Origin of the sequence: Rhodococcus wratislaviensis (genome assembly GCF_041228765.1) — a bacterium.
Lineage (GTDB): Bacteria > Actinomycetota > Actinomycetes > Mycobacteriales > Mycobacteriaceae > Rhodococcus_F > Rhodococcus_F wratislaviensis.
On the sequence record NZ_CP150488.1, the window covers coordinates 4,702,747 to 4,719,025 of the forward strand.

Genomic DNA, 16,279 nt, shown 5'->3' on the forward strand with positions numbered 1-16,279 from the left:
ACGGGTCTGATCCATCGACCGGAAGACACGAGGCGCTCGGCGACGCGACCGTCCGTGTCATGGCCGCGCCCCTTCCAGTAGTGCTTCCTCGGCGGTGGCATTCGTCTCCCCGCGCATCACGTGCTCGTTCGAGGCGCCGGGACGCAGGTGTTCGGCTGTGCTGATTCGTACGGTGATCAGGGCGGCGAGGGAGAATGCCATGACGGCTGCCGCGAACGTGATGACGGCTGCGCTGAAGGGTACGAATTGGATCAGATAGCCCGTTCCCACGGGTAGCAGAGCCGCAGGAATGTAGCCGGCAATGTTCAATGCCGCGTTTGCTTCGGCGCGATGGTTCGAGGGGATTCGGGTGCCGATCAGCGTCAGTGCCGCAAGCTGGCCGAGGCCCTGTGCGGCACCGGCAAGAAGTGCGGCGATGACGAACAACGCCGGTGTCGCGGAGATGGTGACGCTCGCCGTCAGCGTCACCATCGAGACGAACGCTGCGGAGGAACTCAGCGCGAGATGGGTTCTGGTACGCAGGTGCGCAAGGGCGAACTGGATTCCGGTTGCTACCAGAAACATGCCGCATGCCGCCGCACCCGCGAGTAGCGGGCTGGGGGCGTTGATGCCGGTCGCGAGGACCGAGGGTCCGAGGGAGAGGAAGAAGGAGGTCGAGGTAATGCCCGGGGCGAATGCAGCTGCTCCCCAGACGAGTTCACGGCGATTCGGGCGCGGAACGGAAGGCCACGACCAGAGACGCTCGACAGGACCGTCCGGTGCGAATCCGCGGTGGAGTGGCAGCCGTATCGCGACGACCAGTGTCAGCGCCGTCACTGTCAGCACGATTCCAAATATCCAGGACTGGGGTGTGTCGATGAGTTGGGAGAACGTCCCGGACAGAAGGGGGCCGAGTCCGGCACCGAATACCATTGCAGCGGAGGCGATCATGGATCCGGTCCGGCGCCGGTGATCGGGGGCGAGATCGATCGTAGCCGACATGCCCGCGGTGACGGCCGCGCCGACTGCGGCCCCCGCGAGCAGCCTGGCCGCCAGCAACCACAGTACGTTCGTCGCCGACAGGAAGAGCCCCGCTGCGGTGACCGCGGCGATCAGGCCTGGGACGAGCACAATCTTCCGCCCGTATCGATCGGCGAGCTTCCCTGCGACGAGAAGGGTCCCGATCAACCCGACCATGTACGCCCCGAACACGATCGTCAAGGTTCCCGAACTGAATCCCCATTCCGCTTGCCAGCGCGTGTACAGCGGAGTGGGCGCGTTCGACAGCACGAACACGGCCGTCACGGTACTTGCGGCGGCGAGTGACCACCCCAGTTCCCTCGGGCCGGCCGAAGTCTGTGCCATCGCTGTCTCCTCTTCCATGTGCAGTTCGATACTGGTCGTACCAGTACGATAATTCTCGTACATAGATGGTACGACAAAATTCGTACTGGCGCTATGCTGGATCTATGACTGATCTTGCGCCGACCTATCGCATGAGCGACAGCGAAGAGCTTTCCCTGCCGATGCCGCTGCCTGAACCGGCGGCATCGGAGATACGTCTGGAGCGGGTCATGGGCGTTCTCGCCGACCCGCTGCGACTGACAATCGTCAATCGGCTCTTGACCGGCTCGGAGGAATACGACCACACCTGCGGTTGGTTCGGATTCGACCGGCCGAAGTCGAGCCTCACCCATCACTTCAAAGCGCTCAGGGAAGCCGGCGTCATCCGACAGCGGCAGCACGGGCTCGAGCGGCGCAGCCGAGTCCGCACGGAAGACCTCGACGACCGCTTTCCCGGTCTCGTGGCACTTATTGCGAACTGGCAGCCGGCCGACGCCGAGGCGGTGTGAGTGATTCGGAACCTACTCGGCTCCTGATCTGCTCACCGATTTCCTCGGTGGAGCAGGATTGTTGTCCGCGGGATGCGACGTGGTCCCGAACTGCCTGGTCGATGGTGTTCGCCTCATGCGACAGCCCGAGGTGATGCAGCATCAACGCTGTCGAGAGGATCGCGGCCGTGGGATCGGCGACACCTCGACCCGCGATATCCGGGGCACTCCCGTGTACTGGTTCGAACATGGCGGGATTCCTTCGTGAGCCGTCGATGTTCGCGCTTGCCGCCAGCCCGACACCCCCGCCCAGGGCGGAAGTGAGGTCGGTGATGAGGTCGCCGAACAGGTTGTCGGTGGCGATGACGTCGAATCGGGCAGGGTTTGTGACGAGATGCAGCATGGCAGCATCGACGAGCATGTGATCGACCTCGACTTCTGGATACAGCGTCGCCAGTTCGTCGGCAGCGCGCGTCCACAAGGAGCCGGCGAACGCGAGAACGTTCGGTTTGTGCACGATCGTCACCCGCTGCCGCCGGACCGCGGCGCGTTCGAACGCCTCGCGGAGAAGTCGATCGACGCCGAAACGTGTGTTGACGCTGACTTCCGTAGCGACTTCGTAGGGAGTTCCGACGCGGAGTGCGCCCCCGTTGCCGGTGTACGGGCCTTCGGTTCCTTCCCGAACCACCAGCAGGTCGAGATTCGCATCTCCTGCAAGCACTCGAGGCGCGCCGGGCATCGTCTTCGTCGGACGTAGGTTGATGTGATGATCTAGCGCGAAGCGCATTTCGAGCAAGATGCCACGTTCGAGCGTGCCGGCGGGAACGGTCGGGTCGCCGATTGCGCCGAGCAGGATCGCATCGTGCTGCCGAATCTCGTGGAGTGTTTCCCGGTCGAGCAGGCGACCTGTTGCCCGGTAGTTTCGGGCGCCCAGGTCGAAGTAGCTGGTTTCGATGGCAGGGGCAACCTCGTGCAAGGTCCTGACTGCCTGGTCGATGACTTCGGGTCCGATCCCGTCCCCGGGAATGACTGCGATTTTCATCAGATCTCCGAACTTCGAACACGGGATGGATTCCGCGTGGGATGAGTCGTCCAGCCCGGGTGCAGGCGTGCGGCGGGCGGATGTGGGCGTCGGTCCTGACGGTACCGCTCTGGCCCACATGCTGGAACAGTCGTGCCGCATAGTGAGATGGACGTTCTGATGTCGAACCTTCCGGGCCATTCCGCCTCGGGTGAACGGGCAGTCGCAGAAGGCTCACATCCAGTCCGCGACATCGCAAACCAACCACCCGGATTGCGCTGTGCGGAAAGCTCGTTCGGTCCGCTACGGAGCGGGCGGTTCGGGCACCGGGGTGCCGTCCAGCCTTATTGACAAATTGTGAGGCAGTGCACATACTCAAAAGTGACACGGCGTACCGCTGAACGGCACAGATCGACGAGAGTCTGTGGGCGCCATGTCTCGCGAACCCCACGCCGCCCGCGTGTGATCGCAGGTCGAATAGCGACTTCCTAGAAAGGGAAAGGCCATGCCATTTGTGGACACGGAGAGGTTCACGGACGCGCTCAACTTGGATCCCGAATTCAAGATTGCGGCGCGCTTCTGGAACGCCATTGTCCGGTTGGAGATCGGCGATGAAACCTACGTGCTGGTGATCCGTGACGGTCGACTCGATTCCATCGCGCCGCCCGAGGGCAACAACCTCATGACCGTTGCGCGGAACTACGACATCGAGATCTCCGCGCCGATCGAAGAATGGGGCAAGTTCTTCCAGCGGGTGCCCCGCCCGTTCTACCAGGACCTCTTTTCGGCGGTCACCCGACACAACTTCCGTTACGGCGGAGACATGAAGATGTTCTTCGCCTACTACGCCGCGCTCAGGCGACTGTTCGATCTCATGCGTTCCTACACCAACGTCGCCGAGGAGGCGAAATGACCACGACGAAGTTCGACAAGGCGGTCGGGCGGTATGTCCATCTCACGATCGACGACATCGAGTACCGGGTCTACTACGAGGAGAGCGGCTCTGGAATCCCGCTACTTCTCCAGCACACCGCCGGCTGTGACGGGCGCCAGTATCGTCATCTGCTCGAAGACGAGGAGATCACGTCACACTTCCGCGTGATCACCTGGGATCTGCCGTATCACGGGCGGTCGCTGCCGCCGCTCTCGGTGCGATGGTGGGAGCAGGAGTACAACCTGACCCAGGACTTCTTCATGAAGTTCGTCGTGGCCCTCGCCGAGGCCCTCGACTGCGAGGACGCGGTCTACATGGGTAGCTCGATGGGCGGCAATCTCGCTCCCGATCTGGCCCTGCACTACCCCGGCGTGTTCCGTGCCGTGATCGGGCTCGAAGCGGCGCTGCATTCGCCCGGCTACTACCTCGACTACTGGTTCCACCCCGAGATCAGCAACGACTCCAAGCCGGCGGCGATGTACGCGCTCACCTCGCCGACGGCTCCAGAAGTCGGCCGCAGGGAAACGACCTGGGTCTACAGTCAGGGGTCCCCGCCGGTGTTCAAGGGTGATCTCCACTACTACAGCGTCGAGCATGATCTTCGGGAAACGGCACAGAACATCGATACCTCGAAGACCGCGGTGTACATCCTCAACGGCGAATACGATTTCGCGACGGGACCGGAGGAAGCCGAGGAACTCGGTGCGCAGATCGAGGGTGCGAAGGTCGTCCCGATGGCGGGCCTCGGGCACTTCCCGATGAGCGAGGACGCCGCCCAGTTCTTCCGCTGCATCAAGCCGGTGCTGTGGGAAATCCGTGATTCGGCTGTGCCGTCGAAGGTGCTGTCGGCTACCCAGTAACCCACTGACCGGTTGCGCGGCCTGCGCTTGCTCGTGGTGGTCACGGGCACGCGGCCGGCGCAACCTCGCGGGGCCGCCGGCGAGCGAGTTCCTCCAACCTCGCCGTCGGCGGCTCCGCACCGCCCGTCAGCTCTCGACTCGCGTCGATGGGCGTGAGAGATCGAAGCCAGGATGGAAGTAGAGGTTCGGCGTGAGCGAAGTCGTATGGGACGAGGTCTACGACGGCGGGTTCATCGGGCTGATCGGTCCACTGCTGCTGCGTCACGGTGAAGGCGGTGCACGGGAGTACGGATTGCGGTGCGAGGTCAAGCATCGAAACCTTCGAGGAGTCGTGCAAGGGGGACTGATCATGGCCTTCGCCGACCGCGCTCTCGGATCCACCGCCCTCGCCGAAACCGGCACGCAGAACATGGCGACCGTGCAGCTGAATGTCAGTTTTCTCGGTATCGTCCGGGTCGGCGACCTCTTGACGAGCTCACCCCGTATCGTGCGGCGCACGGCATCGATCGTCTTCGCGGACTCCGACCTGCGGGTGAACGACTCGGTGGTGGCCACGGCGACGGGCGTCTTCAAGATCCTCGCGGACAGTTCGCCGCCTGTCGGCGTCGGCGGGGCCGCCGAGAGTCGGCTTCGGTGAATCCGTAGCGGACACCAAGGCTGGACATTTCGACATACTGTGCCGATAATCGGCACAGTACGGAATGTTGCACCGCGGCGGAGCGGCGGTCGAGGGAGAGGAACAGTAGGTGCAGGGCATCGAACGAGGTTTGCGCGTACTCGAAGCTGTGGCGGAGAGCCAGCCGGTCGGGGTAGGCGAACTGTCACGCACCCTTCAGTTGCCGAAATCGACCGTGCAGCGGACTCTTCAGGCGCTCGCATCCGCCGGCTGGATCCGCAGCGATGGGAGCGAGTACACAAGATGGAAGCTCACGTCGCGCGCACTGGCCGTTGGCCGGCGTGGCTGGGACAAGGGCGACTTGCGAACGGTGGCGCTCGAGCCGATGCGTGAGCTGCGGGATCTGACGAACGAAACCATCACACTCCAGGTCCGCGATGGTGCGGAGCGGGTGGTTCAGATCGAACGCATGGATTCCCATCAGGCGGTTCGCACCTTCATCAAGGTCGGCAGCACCTGGCAGCTACCGCACACGTCGGGGGGAATGGCGATCATGGCGCGGCTGCCGGACGACGAGGTCGACCGAATTCTTTCCAGTCCCATCCAGCAACTGACGCCGCAGACAGACACCGACCCCGAATCGATCCGAAAGAAGATCGAGGAGATCCGCAGCGTCGGATATGCGGTGAACGTCAATCAGAACCGGATGGGAGTGTGTGCCGTCGGGGCGGCTGTGCTGGGGGAGGGGGGATGCCCCGTCGGTGGCATCGGGATCTCGATGCCGGAGACCCGTTTCGACGAGCATCGTGTGCCCTGGTGGGGAAAGCAGGTCTCCGACACTGCAGCGAATGTGAGTTCATTGCTCTGATCCCGTCTGGAGCCGGTCGGGACGCCCTTATCTAGCCCGCGGAGACGAACTTCGTTTGCCGTGTTTCCCGGAAACGCCCCCGTGCCTCACAAGCGGCACGGGGGGCGTCGACTGTGGTGCCCTCGCAGGTCCGGCGATTCGTCGGCTGGATTTGCGGTTCCCCGTGTCGGCAACTGTGCCCGAGAGGAACGTCCGTTCCTCTCGGGCACAGTTGCAGCGCCGTCACAGGCGGGCGGTGACCGTCTTGAGCTGGCAGTAGTGCTTGAGCGCCTCGAAGCCCTTCTCCCTGCCGAAACCGCTCAACTTGTAGCCACCGAACGGGGTTTCGACACCACCGGCGAAGTACTGGTTGATGAAGACCTGCCCCGCCTCGATGGCGCCGGCCACGCGGTGCGCCCGGCCGTGGTCCCGGGTCCAGACCCCCGCGACGAGTCCGTAGTCGCTGTCGTTGGCGATCTCGACCGCCTCCTCATCGGAATCGAATCGGAGCACCGTCAGCACGGGGCCGAAGATCTCCTCGCGTGCCACGCGCATGGTGTTGTCGACGTCGACGAAGATGGTCGGCTCGATGAACAGCCCGCGGCTCAGCCGCCCGGTGTCGGCGACGTGTCCACCGGTAGCGACACGTGCACCTTCGCTGGGTCCGAGTTCGAGATACGAGCGGACCTTGTCGAACTGCCCTCGCGTGGCCAAGGATCCGATGTCCGGGTCCTCGATCCCCGGGGCGATGACCGTTGTCCTGGCGTGCTGAACGAGCCGGTCGACCAGGTCGTCGTGCACCGACGAATGCACCAGCAACCGGCTGCCGGCCGAACACACCTGACCCGCTTTGGTGGTGAAGGCGGTCCAGGCGCCCGCGGCGGCGGCGTCGAGGTCGGCGTCGTCGAAGACGATGTTGGGGGACTTTCCGCCCAACTCGAGAGTCAGCGGAATCAGTCGTTGGGCGGCCGCCCGCATGATCGCCCGGCCGGTCTCCACCGAGCCGGTGAAGACGATCTTGCGGACCTTGTCGTGGCCGGTCAGGGCAGCGCCCGCGTCGGCGCCGAATCCGGGGACGACGTTGAGAACCCCCGCGGGCAGTCCCGCTTCGACGGCGAGACGGCTCATCTCGAGTGCCGAGAGCGGTGTGTCCTCGGCGGGTTTGAGGACCACCACGTTGCCCATCGCCAATGCGGGTGCGATGGCCCGTGCGGCCTGGTTGATCGGCGCATTCCAGGGTGTGACGACACCGATCACGCCGAACGGTTCGTTGCGGGTGTACGAGAGGTAGTCGGGTCCCAACGGAATCGTTTCGCCGTGGACCTTGTCTGCCGCCCCGCCGTAGTACTCGAAGTATCGTGCGGCGGTCTCGATATCCACCTTCGACTGCGACAGCGTCTGACCCGTGTCCAGTGTTTCGATTCGGGCCAGTTCGTCCGCGTGTTCACGCAGTGTGCGGGCTACCTCGAGGAGAATGCGACCGCGAGCGGCGGCCGGGGTGTCACGCCACGAGCGGAAGGCGCTCTGCGCTACGGCAACTGCTGCCTCGATATCCTCCGCCCCGCCGAGCGCGACTTCGGCGATGACGTCGCCTGTGGCGGGATCACGAGTGGAGAAGTACTGCCCACTCTTACTGCGCTCGTCCTGTCCGCCGACGAACGTTTCGTAACGCTCTCGCATAGTGCTTCCTATTCCGAGTGGTGCACCCGGGTGTCCGGCCGCACCGCGGTTGTGCCGATATACGGCACAGTGTTTCTGTTGATAGCTTGGTTCGTTCCCGCGATCGCTGTCAAGGGCCGCCGGATCGCGACATCCCGGAGGTGGGGTGTCGAAACTCCGGCGTGCGGGCTGAGGGTCCTCCCTGCATCGGGTGAACACCCAGCCCGCATCGGAGCTCGGCGGGACGAAAACCTCGATCCGCGTATCACGCAGCCGCCCAGCAGCTCTCATCCGGTCTCTCGGTGAGGGCGGCCGCTTGTCTTGCGGGTGGGAGCGCTCCCACCGGAGTCGACTACGCGTGTGGCAGCGGTCGAGCGGGTTGTTCGCCGCCGCGCACGTCGCCGTAGCTTCGCTTGGGAACGAGAACTTTCCGTCGGAAGATGCAGACGATCTGCCCGTCCTGCTTGTAGCCGCGGGTCTCGACGTACACGACGCCCCGGTCGTCCTTGGACTTCGAGGGCGTGACTTCCAGGACCTCGGTTTCGCCATAGATCGTGTCACCGTGGAACGTCGGCTTGACGTGCCGCAACGACTCGATTTCGAGGTTGGCGATCGCCTTGCCGGACACATCCTGTACGGACATTCCGAGCAGTAGCGAGTAGACGTAGTTGCCCACGACCACATTGCGGCCGAATTCTGTTGTTTCCTCGGCAAAGTGGGAGTTGAGGTGCAACGGGTGGTGGTTCATCGTCAGCAGGCAGAACAGGTGGTCGTCATACTCGGTGACGGTCTTGCCTGGCCAATGCTTGTAGATTGCTCCGACTTCGAAATCCTCGAAGTACCGGCCGAACTGCATGTTCTGCTCTTTTTCCGTGGTCGTCACTGTTCACACACCGCTCTCTACGGTTTCGATTTCCGGCTTCCACACGTCGAGGCGTTCCATGGCGGCGGCGCGGCCCTGGCCGGCGATGACCAACGCCATCTTGCGGGACGCCTCGTCGATCATTTCGTCGCCGAGCATCACGGCGCCCTTGCGGCCGCCCCGGTCGGAGGTGAACCACTCGTACGCGGCGAGGATGTTCTCGGCGTGGTCGTAGTCGGCCTGAGCTGGACTGAAGGTGTCGTTGGCGGCGTCGATCTGGGCCGGATGCAGCACCCATTTCCCGTCGTAGCCGAGTGCGGCGGCCTGTCCGGCAACCCGGCGGAAGCCCTCGACGTTCCGGACCTGCACATACGGTCCGTCGATTGCCTGCAACCCGTTCGCCCGGGCGGCCATCAGGATCCGCATCAGCGGGTAGTGGAATGCGTCACCGACCCCATATCCCGGTGGCTGCTCACCGATCACGAGCGACTTCATGTTGATGCTCGCCATGAAATCGCCGGGGCCGAAGATGATCGTCTCGGTACGCGGCGACGCGGCTGCGATCTCGTCAACGTTGATCAATCCGGCGGCGTCCTCGATCTGGGCCTCGATTCCGATTCGGCCTACCTCGAAACCCATGGTCTTCTCGATCTGGGTCAGAGTGAAGTCGAGCCAGGCGATCTGGGCAGCCGACTGCACCTTCGGAAGCATGATGCAGTCGAGATTCTCACCGGCACCTTCGACGACCTCGACCACGTCACGATAGGTCCAATGGGTGGTGAGATCGTTGACCCGCACCACGCGAATCTTCGATCCCCACCCGCCTTCGTTGAGTGCCGACACGATGGTCTTGCGCGCACCAGGTTTCGCGAGTGGAGCACACGCGTCCTCGAGGTCCAGGAAGACCTGGTCGGAATCGAGGCCCTTCGCCTTCTCGATCATCTTCGGACTCGAACCGGGCACCGCGAGGCAGGAACGCCGCGGTCGTTGTGTTCTGGACATGATCTCCCTATCTTGTTTCTTCGAGCTGGAAGGCAGCTGTGGTGGTTTCGAACTGGGCCAGCACTTCATCGGTATGTTCGCCGAGTAGCGGTGCTCGCCGGAGGTGGGTCGGGGGCGCATCCGCGAATTTGATCGGAGTGTTGGCGATCGTCAGCGGGTGGGATACGCCGGGATGATCGACCTCGACCAGCATGTTGCGGGCACGCACGTGGGGATCCGCATAGATGTCCTCGATGGTATTGACCGGTGCCACCGGGACCTTGCCGCCGAGTATTTCCACGATCTGGTCCTTGGTCCGCGTGGTCGTCCACGCGGTCACCGCAGACATGGTGAAGTCACGATTGGCCAGTCGGCTGACGTTGTCCCTCGTGCGTTCGTCCGTCGCCAACTCGGGGCGTCCGATTACCGCGCAGAGTTGCTGCCAGTGATTGTTGCCCGGCGCGGCGATACTGACCCACCCGTCCGCCGCGGGCACGACATCGAACGGGCAGAGCAGGGGATGGCTGTTTCCTTGCCGGGTCGGCACATCGCCGTTGTAGGAGTGCTGGTACACGGTGCGTTCGCACATTGCCAGCATGGCGTCGTACATCGACACATCGACGAAGCCACCGACGCCGTCGCGGCGAGCACGGTGCACGGCCGACAGCAGGCCTATCACCGCGAAGAGCGCAGGCACGGTGTCACCGAGACCGGGACCGGTCTTGATCGGGGGGCGGTCGGGCTCGCCGGTGATCTCCATCAAGCCGCTGAGGGCCTGGACGGTGATGTCGTACGCAGGCCAGTCCCGCATCGGGCTGCTACCGGTGCGTTCGTCGCCGAATCCGCGGATCGCCGCGTACACCAGGTGGGGATTCTTCTCCTGGAGTCGCTCGTAGGACAGCCCGAGCCGGTCCATGACGCCGTGGCGGAAGTTCTCTACGACGACATCGGCGTGCGCGACCAGTTCGAGCAGCGAGGTGCGTCCCTCTTCGGTGGTGAGGTCGAGAACGACGCTGCGCTTGTTGCGATTGACGCTCTGGAAATACCCACCGAATGCGCGTAGTTCGTCATCCGGTGCGAACGGTCCCTGCTCTCGGATGAAATCTCCATGAGGGGGTTCGATCTTGATCACGTCGGCACCCAGATCGCCGAGGACCATGGTGGCGAAGGGCCCCGCCAGCATGGTGGTCAGGTCGATCACCACGACATCGCTCAGTGGCCCGGCGGCCGGCTCTTTCATCTTGCCTGCCTTCCGAGGATCGAATCCGAAATGATCTTCAGCTGAATTTCGGATGTGCCCTCGAAGATCTTGGTGAGCTTGGCATCCCGCCAGTACCGTTCGACAGCGAAATCGGTGGTGTATCCGGCACCGCCGTGAATTTGCAGAGCCTCACTGGTCACTCGTTCGGCCATCTCGGTAGCGAGGTACTTGACCATCGACGCTTCGACGGTGTTGCGCCGGCCGGCATCGACTTCGGTGCACACCCGGTACATCAGCGATCGGGCCGCCTCCAGTTCGGTGGCCATGTGCGCGATCTTGAACCGAATCGCCTGGTTGTCACCGATCGGACGGCCGAACTGGACGCGTTGCCGCGCATACGCAACGGAGTCCTCGAGCGCTCCGCGTGCCACGCCGATGGCGCGGGCGGCGGTATGAATCCGGGCGGTCTCGAGATCGCCCATGGCGACCTTGAAGCCCTCGCCTTCGGGGCCGACCATGGAGTCACCCGCTGCGTAGGCGTTGTCGAACGACAACTCCCAGGTCTGCCATCCGTGATATCCGATCTTGCGTACCGGTGTGCCCGTCACTCCCGCGGGCAGCTCACCGCGAGGCTTCGGCATGATGAAACAGCTGATACCGCGCGATCGGTGGTCGCGGTCAATGGGTGACGTACGGGCGAATACCTGGAGGTAGTCGGCTCCGTCGGCAAACGTGCACCACATCTTCTGGCCGCTGATCCGCCACCCGTCAGCTTCCCTGCGGGCCCGAGTCGACAGCGCCGCCACATCGGATCCTGCATCGGGCTCGGACAAGGCAAAGGCGCTGAGGAAGTCGCCCGTGGCCATCCGCGGGAGGTACTGTCGGCGCTGTTCCTCGGTGAAGCCCGCGGTGAATTGTTGTCCGCGAGCGATAAGGCTCGACACGCTCATCCACGCGCGGGCAAGTTCCTCGACGATCAGGGCGTATTCGAAGACCCCGAGGCCCAGCCCGCCGTATTCCTCGGGAATCAGAACACCGAAGAAGCCGAGGTCGGCCATCTTCCGGCGCAGTTCCATCGGAATCTCGCCCTTGACCGGATCGAGTTCGTTCGCCACGGGCAGCACTTCCTTGGCGGCGAACTCCCGCGCCATCGCCTGGATCGCGAGCCGCTCGTCGGTGAGATATCCGGCTCCTGACGACCCGAGGTCGTCAACTACAGCAGTCATGAGGCTTCAACCCTTCATCCGTGCCTCTATGCGGCACAGTGTTCCGATATGAATCAGGATGCCGTACTGAAGCCGTGTTGGTCAACCCTCGGTCCGGTGAGCGTCCGCGGAATTGTCGTCCGTACTGGTGCGAGGTGTCGGTGCATCCACGTCGGCCCGGTCTGCGTACTCCGATGTCGGCCGAGACCCTGGCGTGAGTGGGGAGGATGGGCGTGCCGGGACTCGACGGAGTGTGCCGATATATGGCATAACGTGCCAACTTCCACTACGATGGTTCGCGGACGATCCCTCTGGATCGGCATGGAAGACAGCGCGTCGCGGCAATGAATGATGCCGAAGGGCGACAGGAACGGATCGGTGTGGGCTCATGGGCCGCGACAACGAAGAGGCGCCGGCGCATCGGCGGTTGTCCCACGCGCTGCGCGAGCAAATCGCTGCGGGCCAGTTCCACGGTGGTCGACAGCTTCCCACAGAGCTCGAACTTGCCGGAAAGTATGGATTGAGTCGGCAGACCGTGCGGCGAGCATGGGTAAGTCCCGCGGAGTGGTGGGAATTCGGTGAGGCAGCGTAGCCGCAGCTCGGGCGTGTCGTGGCCGAGTTATGGGTGGGCCATCGCGTAGTGATGAACGAGTTACCTACCACAGTGACTCGACCAAAGGACCACGCGATGACCCACGACCATTCTGCCCTGATCACCCAGCTCGATGCACTCAAGGGTGCCGATCCCGCGAGCGTGTTCGCCGAACTGATCCGCACCGGCCTGCAGGCGCTGATCGACGCCGAAGCCACCCAGGTACTCGGCGCCGGCCGCTACGAACGCACCGCCGAGCGCACCAACTACCGCAACGGCACCCGGCCCAAGACCGTCGCGACCACCAGCGGGGACGTCGAAGTCCAGATCCCCAAGCTGCGATCAGGGTCATTCTTCCCCAGCCTGCTCGAACGCCGGCGGCGCATCGATCAGGCCCTGTACGCGGTGATCATGGAGGCCTACGTCCACGGTGTCTCCACCCGCAACGTCGACGACCTCGTCGCTGCACTCGGCGTCGAGTCGGGGCTCTCGAAATCGCAGGTGTCACGAATCTGTGCCGGGTTGGACACCGAAATCGCCCGGTTCCGGGAGCGCACGCTGACCCACACGAGCTTTCCGTACATCTTCCTCGACGCGACGTACTGCAAGGTCCGGATCGGCGCGCACGTGGTCTCTCATGCCCTCGTGGTGGCCACCGGGGTCTCGATCGACGGCACCCGGGAAGTGCTCGGCACCGCGGTCGGAGACAGCGAATCGTTCGACTTCTGGCGCGAGTTCCTTGTCGGCCTGCGGGCACGGGGATTGTCGGGGGTGCATTTGGTGATCTCCGATGCGCATGCAGGTTTTGAAAGCTGCTGTAGCCCAGCAGTTCACCGGCGCTTCCTGGCAGCGGTGCCGGGTTCATTTCATGCGCAACGTGGGATCGGTGGTCTCGTCGAAGCATGTGCCGCCGGTGATGGCGGCGATCAAGACGATCTTCGCGCACACCGAACCCGATGCTGTTGCCAAGCAATGGGACCAGGTTGCGGACACGTTGGCTGAGTCGTTTCCGAAGGTGGCGTCGATGATGCGCGAAGCGAAGGAGGATGTACTGGCGTTTCGAGGGTTTCCGAGGGCGCATTGGCAGAAGGTCTGGTCGAACAACCCGATCGAACGGCTCAACAAGGAAATCAAACGACGAGCCGATGTCGTCGAAATTTTCCCGAACCCGGCCGCATTCTTACGTCTGGCGACGGCGGTGGTGATCGAAGCGCACGACGAGTGGCAAGTCACCCGCCGGTACGTCTCCGACGTCAGCATGGACGAACTCAAAGTGGTCATCGCTGCCAAACAACGCGCCGCAACCGCCGAGACACCGGCACAATCGTTGACACCAGAACTCGAACCCGCATAACCTACAACACGACTCGTTGATCACGAACCAGATGGTTCACCGATCCGAACTACACCATTCCGTGGGACGCTATCGCGAGCATTCTACGATCTCGTGGCGGATGGCCTGGTGTATCGCGTTCCGGGGAGGGGCACTTATGTCTCCGAACTGGGGAGTAGACGCCTCCGGCGGCTCGGACCGATTGAAGAACTGACCAATCTTCCCGCTGGTACCACAACAGAAATCGTTGCGCCTCTGCGACGGAGGGCCGACATCGAAGCCGCAAGCCGTCTACGCCTCGACAGTGACCTCGTCTCCACGATCGCGTATGTACGCCGCCACGCGGGAATCGTGTTCGCGATGACGACCGTCCATCTGCCGGATCTTCACGCGCAGCACCTGTGCGGCGGCGCGGGGACGGAGCCGGGCGCGATCGGAGTGCACACGATCATCGGTCTCTTGGAACCTCACCTGGCGTCTCCCGTTGTCGAACTCGTGCAGTCGATCACCGTGGCGCCGGCAGCCGAGGAGATCGCCCATCACCTCGACTGCCCCGCCGAGCATCCCCTGTTGCGCGCCGATCGCGTCTACTTCGATTCGGACAGTCGGGCAGTCGAGCTGGCGGTCAGCTACTACTTGCCCGAGCACTACACCTACCGAAACACCATCGGCAGAAGTTGAGGACGGGTGGCTGGGAGTGAAGCCGACTCGCCCCGCCGTCCATGTACGCCTGGACTACGAAGCCCCTTCTCGGGCCGTGCGGCGGGCCCGAGAAGGAGCGAATCCGTAATATCTCCCGAGGACTTCGACCGCATGTCTGCGCGAACGTCAGCTATGCGGGCAGGGGAGAATGCCGATCAGGATTCTTCGCCCGAAATGTCGCTGCGAAACGTTTCCGGTACCGATATGGCGCCCACGAGCGTAACAACCGCAGTGGCCACGATGTACCACGGAAAGTACTGGGAATAACCGGAATTGGCCAGTGCGGTGGCCACAAGCGGGACCGTTCCACCAAAGATTGCCACCGAGAGCGAGTAGGGAAAGCCTAGGCCGCTCACTCGCACGTGCGGTGGGAAGTTTTCGACCATCACAGCTGACGTGATCGACGTGCAGAAGCTGAGCAACAGAAGCCCGACGAGCTGAATGCATATGAGTACCGCAAAGTTCGAACTCGTGATCGACAGCAGGAAAGGCGTCACAATGATGGTGCCGATGCCGAATACGTACATGCATGGTTTACGCCCGTACCTGTCGGAGATGAGCCCGGCTACCGGCTGTGCGATCGTGTAGAGAATCAGCGTGATAATGCCGACCGTCATTGCGGTGGTGGCGGAGGCGCCGTTCTGGATCTGGAAGTACGTAGTCAGGTATGTAGCCCAAAAATATTGTCCAACACCCATTCCGGTTGCGATGGCAAACACGATGAGGGACTGTTTGGGGTAACGCTGCAGAGCATTGAGCGGGTTGCGGCTCACCGGTGCCGCGCCGTCGTCGGAGACGGTAGTTCCGAGCGTCTCCTGAGTTCCGCGGCGAATGTACCAGGCCACGACCGCGGCCAAGGCGCCAACGGCGAAGGGGATTCGCCAACCGTAGTCGCGCATCGCATCTTCACCGATGAGCGCGACGAACGCGGTGATGAAGGCCAGACATGCCAATTTCCCCATGCCCGACGCGACGAACATGAAGCTCGAATAGAAACCACGTCGACCGTCGGGGGCGGATTCGACGATGAAGGCACCCGCAGTCGTGTACTCGCCGCCAGCGGACAACCCCTGCAGAATGCGGGCAACAGTGAGAATTATGGGCGCGGCGACACCGATCTGGCTGTACGTGGGGCAGACCGCGACGAGCAGGCTGCCGCCGGCCATGAGGCTGATGGTGAGACTCAAGGCTCGCCGGCGGCCGTACCGATCTGCAAAGAGTCCGATGAAGAGCCCTGCCAGCGGACGGGCGAGGAACCCGACGGCAAAAACGCCGAAGGCGCTCAGGAGCGGGACCAATCCCGAGGATTCGGAAGAGGGAAAGAAGGAAGTTGCGAAGTAGACCGCGAGGTACGAGTACGCGAGGAAATCGAAAAACTCGACCGAGTGCCCGATGGTGCCGGCAATCAGCTGTCGCCTCGGGTTCAAGATGGCCGGTTTATCGGATGTCTCTATTCTCATTGCGAAGTGTCTTTCTCTGAAGGCGTTGCGCGTGGTTCCGCAGGGCTTCTGGCTGCCTGTGGCTCGATGAGGTTCACGTCGTGGGCGAAGTTTTGAGGCACTGGACCGTCCAGGGCCCGAGGCGTCGAACCCCGAATCGGGGAAGCTCCGCGATTGATTCGATCTCTGCAACGACCCTGGTGTGCTACATAACGG

General features: G+C 63.2%; 14 protein-coding genes and 2 pseudogenes. 8 read left to right on the forward strand and 8 right to left on the reverse strand.

Annotation, left to right across the window (positions count from 1 at the left end; genetic code table 11):
• Positions 1-57: 57 nt before the first annotated feature.
• Positions 58-1,344 (reverse strand): MFS transporter, encoded by a 1,287-nt coding sequence (locus tag WKC72_RS21710; RefSeq protein ID WP_037239470.1) that lies wholly within the window; start codon positions 1,342-1,344, stop codon positions 58-60.
• Positions 1,345-1,448: 104 nt separating this feature from the next.
• On the opposite strand from WKC72_RS21710, the gene WKC72_RS21715 reads away from it, so the two are divergent.
• The gene (locus tag WKC72_RS21715) at positions 1,449-1,832 is read left to right on the forward strand and encodes a helix-turn-helix transcriptional regulator (RefSeq protein ID WP_037239412.1); all 384 of its coding nucleotides are present in this window, start codon (positions 1,449-1,451) and stop codon (positions 1,830-1,832) included.
• On the opposite strand, the gene WKC72_RS21720 is transcribed toward WKC72_RS21715, so the two are convergent.
• Positions 1,792-2,853 carry a 3-isopropylmalate dehydrogenase gene (locus WKC72_RS21720; protein ID WP_037239414.1) on the reverse strand — a complete coding sequence of 354 codons (1,062 nt, stop codon included), beginning with the start codon at positions 2,851-2,853 and terminating at the stop codon, positions 1,792-1,794. The genes WKC72_RS21715 and WKC72_RS21720 overlap by 41 nt on opposite strands.
• Before the next feature lie 484 nt (positions 2,854-3,337).
• Between WKC72_RS21720 and WKC72_RS21725 the strand changes: the two genes are divergently transcribed.
• The 4 genes from WKC72_RS21725 to WKC72_RS21740 all read left to right on the forward strand — a co-directional run bounded on the left by WKC72_RS21725 (position 3,338) and on the right by WKC72_RS21740 (position 6,110).
• The gene (locus tag WKC72_RS21725; protein ID WP_037239417.1) at positions 3,338-3,745 is read left to right on the forward strand and encodes a hypothetical protein; all 408 of its coding nucleotides are present in this window, start codon (positions 3,338-3,340) and stop codon (positions 3,743-3,745) included.
• A complete protein-coding gene (locus tag WKC72_RS21730; protein WP_037239421.1) occupies positions 3,742-4,626 on the forward strand; it encodes an alpha/beta fold hydrolase in 885 nt (294 codons plus the stop codon). The genes WKC72_RS21725 and WKC72_RS21730 overlap by 4 nt, the downstream gene beginning before the upstream one ends.
• A 190-nt stretch (positions 4,627-4,816) precedes the next feature.
• Positions 4,817-5,263, forward strand: a complete 447-nt coding sequence (locus WKC72_RS21735) for a PaaI family thioesterase (RefSeq protein WP_037239423.1) — start codon at positions 4,817-4,819, stop codon at positions 5,261-5,263.
• Between the two features lie 109 nt (positions 5,264-5,372).
• A complete protein-coding gene (locus WKC72_RS21740; protein ID WP_037239426.1) occupies positions 5,373-6,110 on the forward strand; it encodes an IclR family transcriptional regulator in 738 nt (245 codons plus the stop codon).
• A 222-nt stretch (positions 6,111-6,332) separates the two neighbouring features.
• Here the strand turns inward: WKC72_RS21740 and WKC72_RS21745 are convergent, their stop codons facing one another.
• The 5 genes from WKC72_RS21745 to WKC72_RS21765 form a co-directional block, all read right to left on the reverse strand.
• Positions 6,333-7,769 (reverse strand): aldehyde dehydrogenase family protein, encoded by a 1,437-nt coding sequence (locus WKC72_RS21745; RefSeq protein WP_037239428.1) that lies wholly within the window; start codon positions 7,767-7,769, stop codon positions 6,333-6,335.
• Between the two features lie 331 nt (positions 7,770-8,100).
• Entirely contained in the window at positions 8,101-8,604 is a 504-nt protein-coding gene (locus WKC72_RS21750; protein ID WP_037239473.1) for a MaoC family dehydratase, read from the reverse strand.
• A 30-nt stretch (positions 8,605-8,634) separates the two neighbouring features.
• Positions 8,635-9,612 (reverse strand): CoA ester lyase, encoded by a 978-nt coding sequence (locus WKC72_RS21755; RefSeq protein ID WP_037239430.1) that lies wholly within the window; start codon positions 9,610-9,612, stop codon positions 8,635-8,637.
• A 7-nt stretch (positions 9,613-9,619) separates the two neighbouring features.
• Positions 9,620-10,831, reverse strand: coding sequence for a CaiB/BaiF CoA-transferase family protein (locus tag WKC72_RS21760; RefSeq protein WP_037239432.1), 1,212 nt, complete (start codon positions 10,829-10,831; stop codon positions 9,620-9,622).
• Positions 10,828-12,018 carry an acyl-CoA dehydrogenase family protein gene (locus WKC72_RS21765; RefSeq protein ID WP_037239438.1) on the reverse strand — a complete coding sequence of 397 codons (1,191 nt, stop codon included), beginning with the start codon at positions 12,016-12,018 and terminating at the stop codon, positions 10,828-10,830. The genes WKC72_RS21760 and WKC72_RS21765 overlap by 4 nt, the downstream gene beginning before the upstream one ends.
• Positions 12,019-12,385: 367 nt before the next feature.
• Between WKC72_RS21765 and WKC72_RS21770 the strand changes: the two are divergent.
• From WKC72_RS21770 to WKC72_RS21780, 3 genes and pseudogenes are all read left to right on the forward strand, one after another.
• Positions 12,386-12,547 (forward strand): annotated as a pseudogene (locus tag WKC72_RS21770) (GntR family transcriptional regulator); the annotation flags it as partial.
• Between the two features lie 138 nt (positions 12,548-12,685).
• Positions 12,686-13,943: pseudogene (locus WKC72_RS21775) on the forward strand (IS256 family transposase).
• A 108-nt stretch (positions 13,944-14,051) separates the two neighbouring features.
• On the forward strand, positions 14,052-14,603 hold the full coding sequence (locus tag WKC72_RS21780; RefSeq protein ID WP_370184448.1) for a UTRA domain-containing protein: 552 nt from the start codon (positions 14,052-14,054) through the stop codon (positions 14,601-14,603).
• 176 nt (positions 14,604-14,779) lie between these two features.
• Here WKC72_RS21780 and WKC72_RS21785 read toward each other — a convergent pair whose 3' ends face one another.
• Positions 14,780-16,084 carry an MFS transporter gene (locus WKC72_RS21785; RefSeq protein WP_370179100.1) on the reverse strand — a complete coding sequence of 435 codons (1,305 nt, stop codon included), beginning with the start codon at positions 16,082-16,084 and terminating at the stop codon, positions 14,780-14,782.
• Positions 16,085-16,279 lie beyond the last annotated feature (195 nt).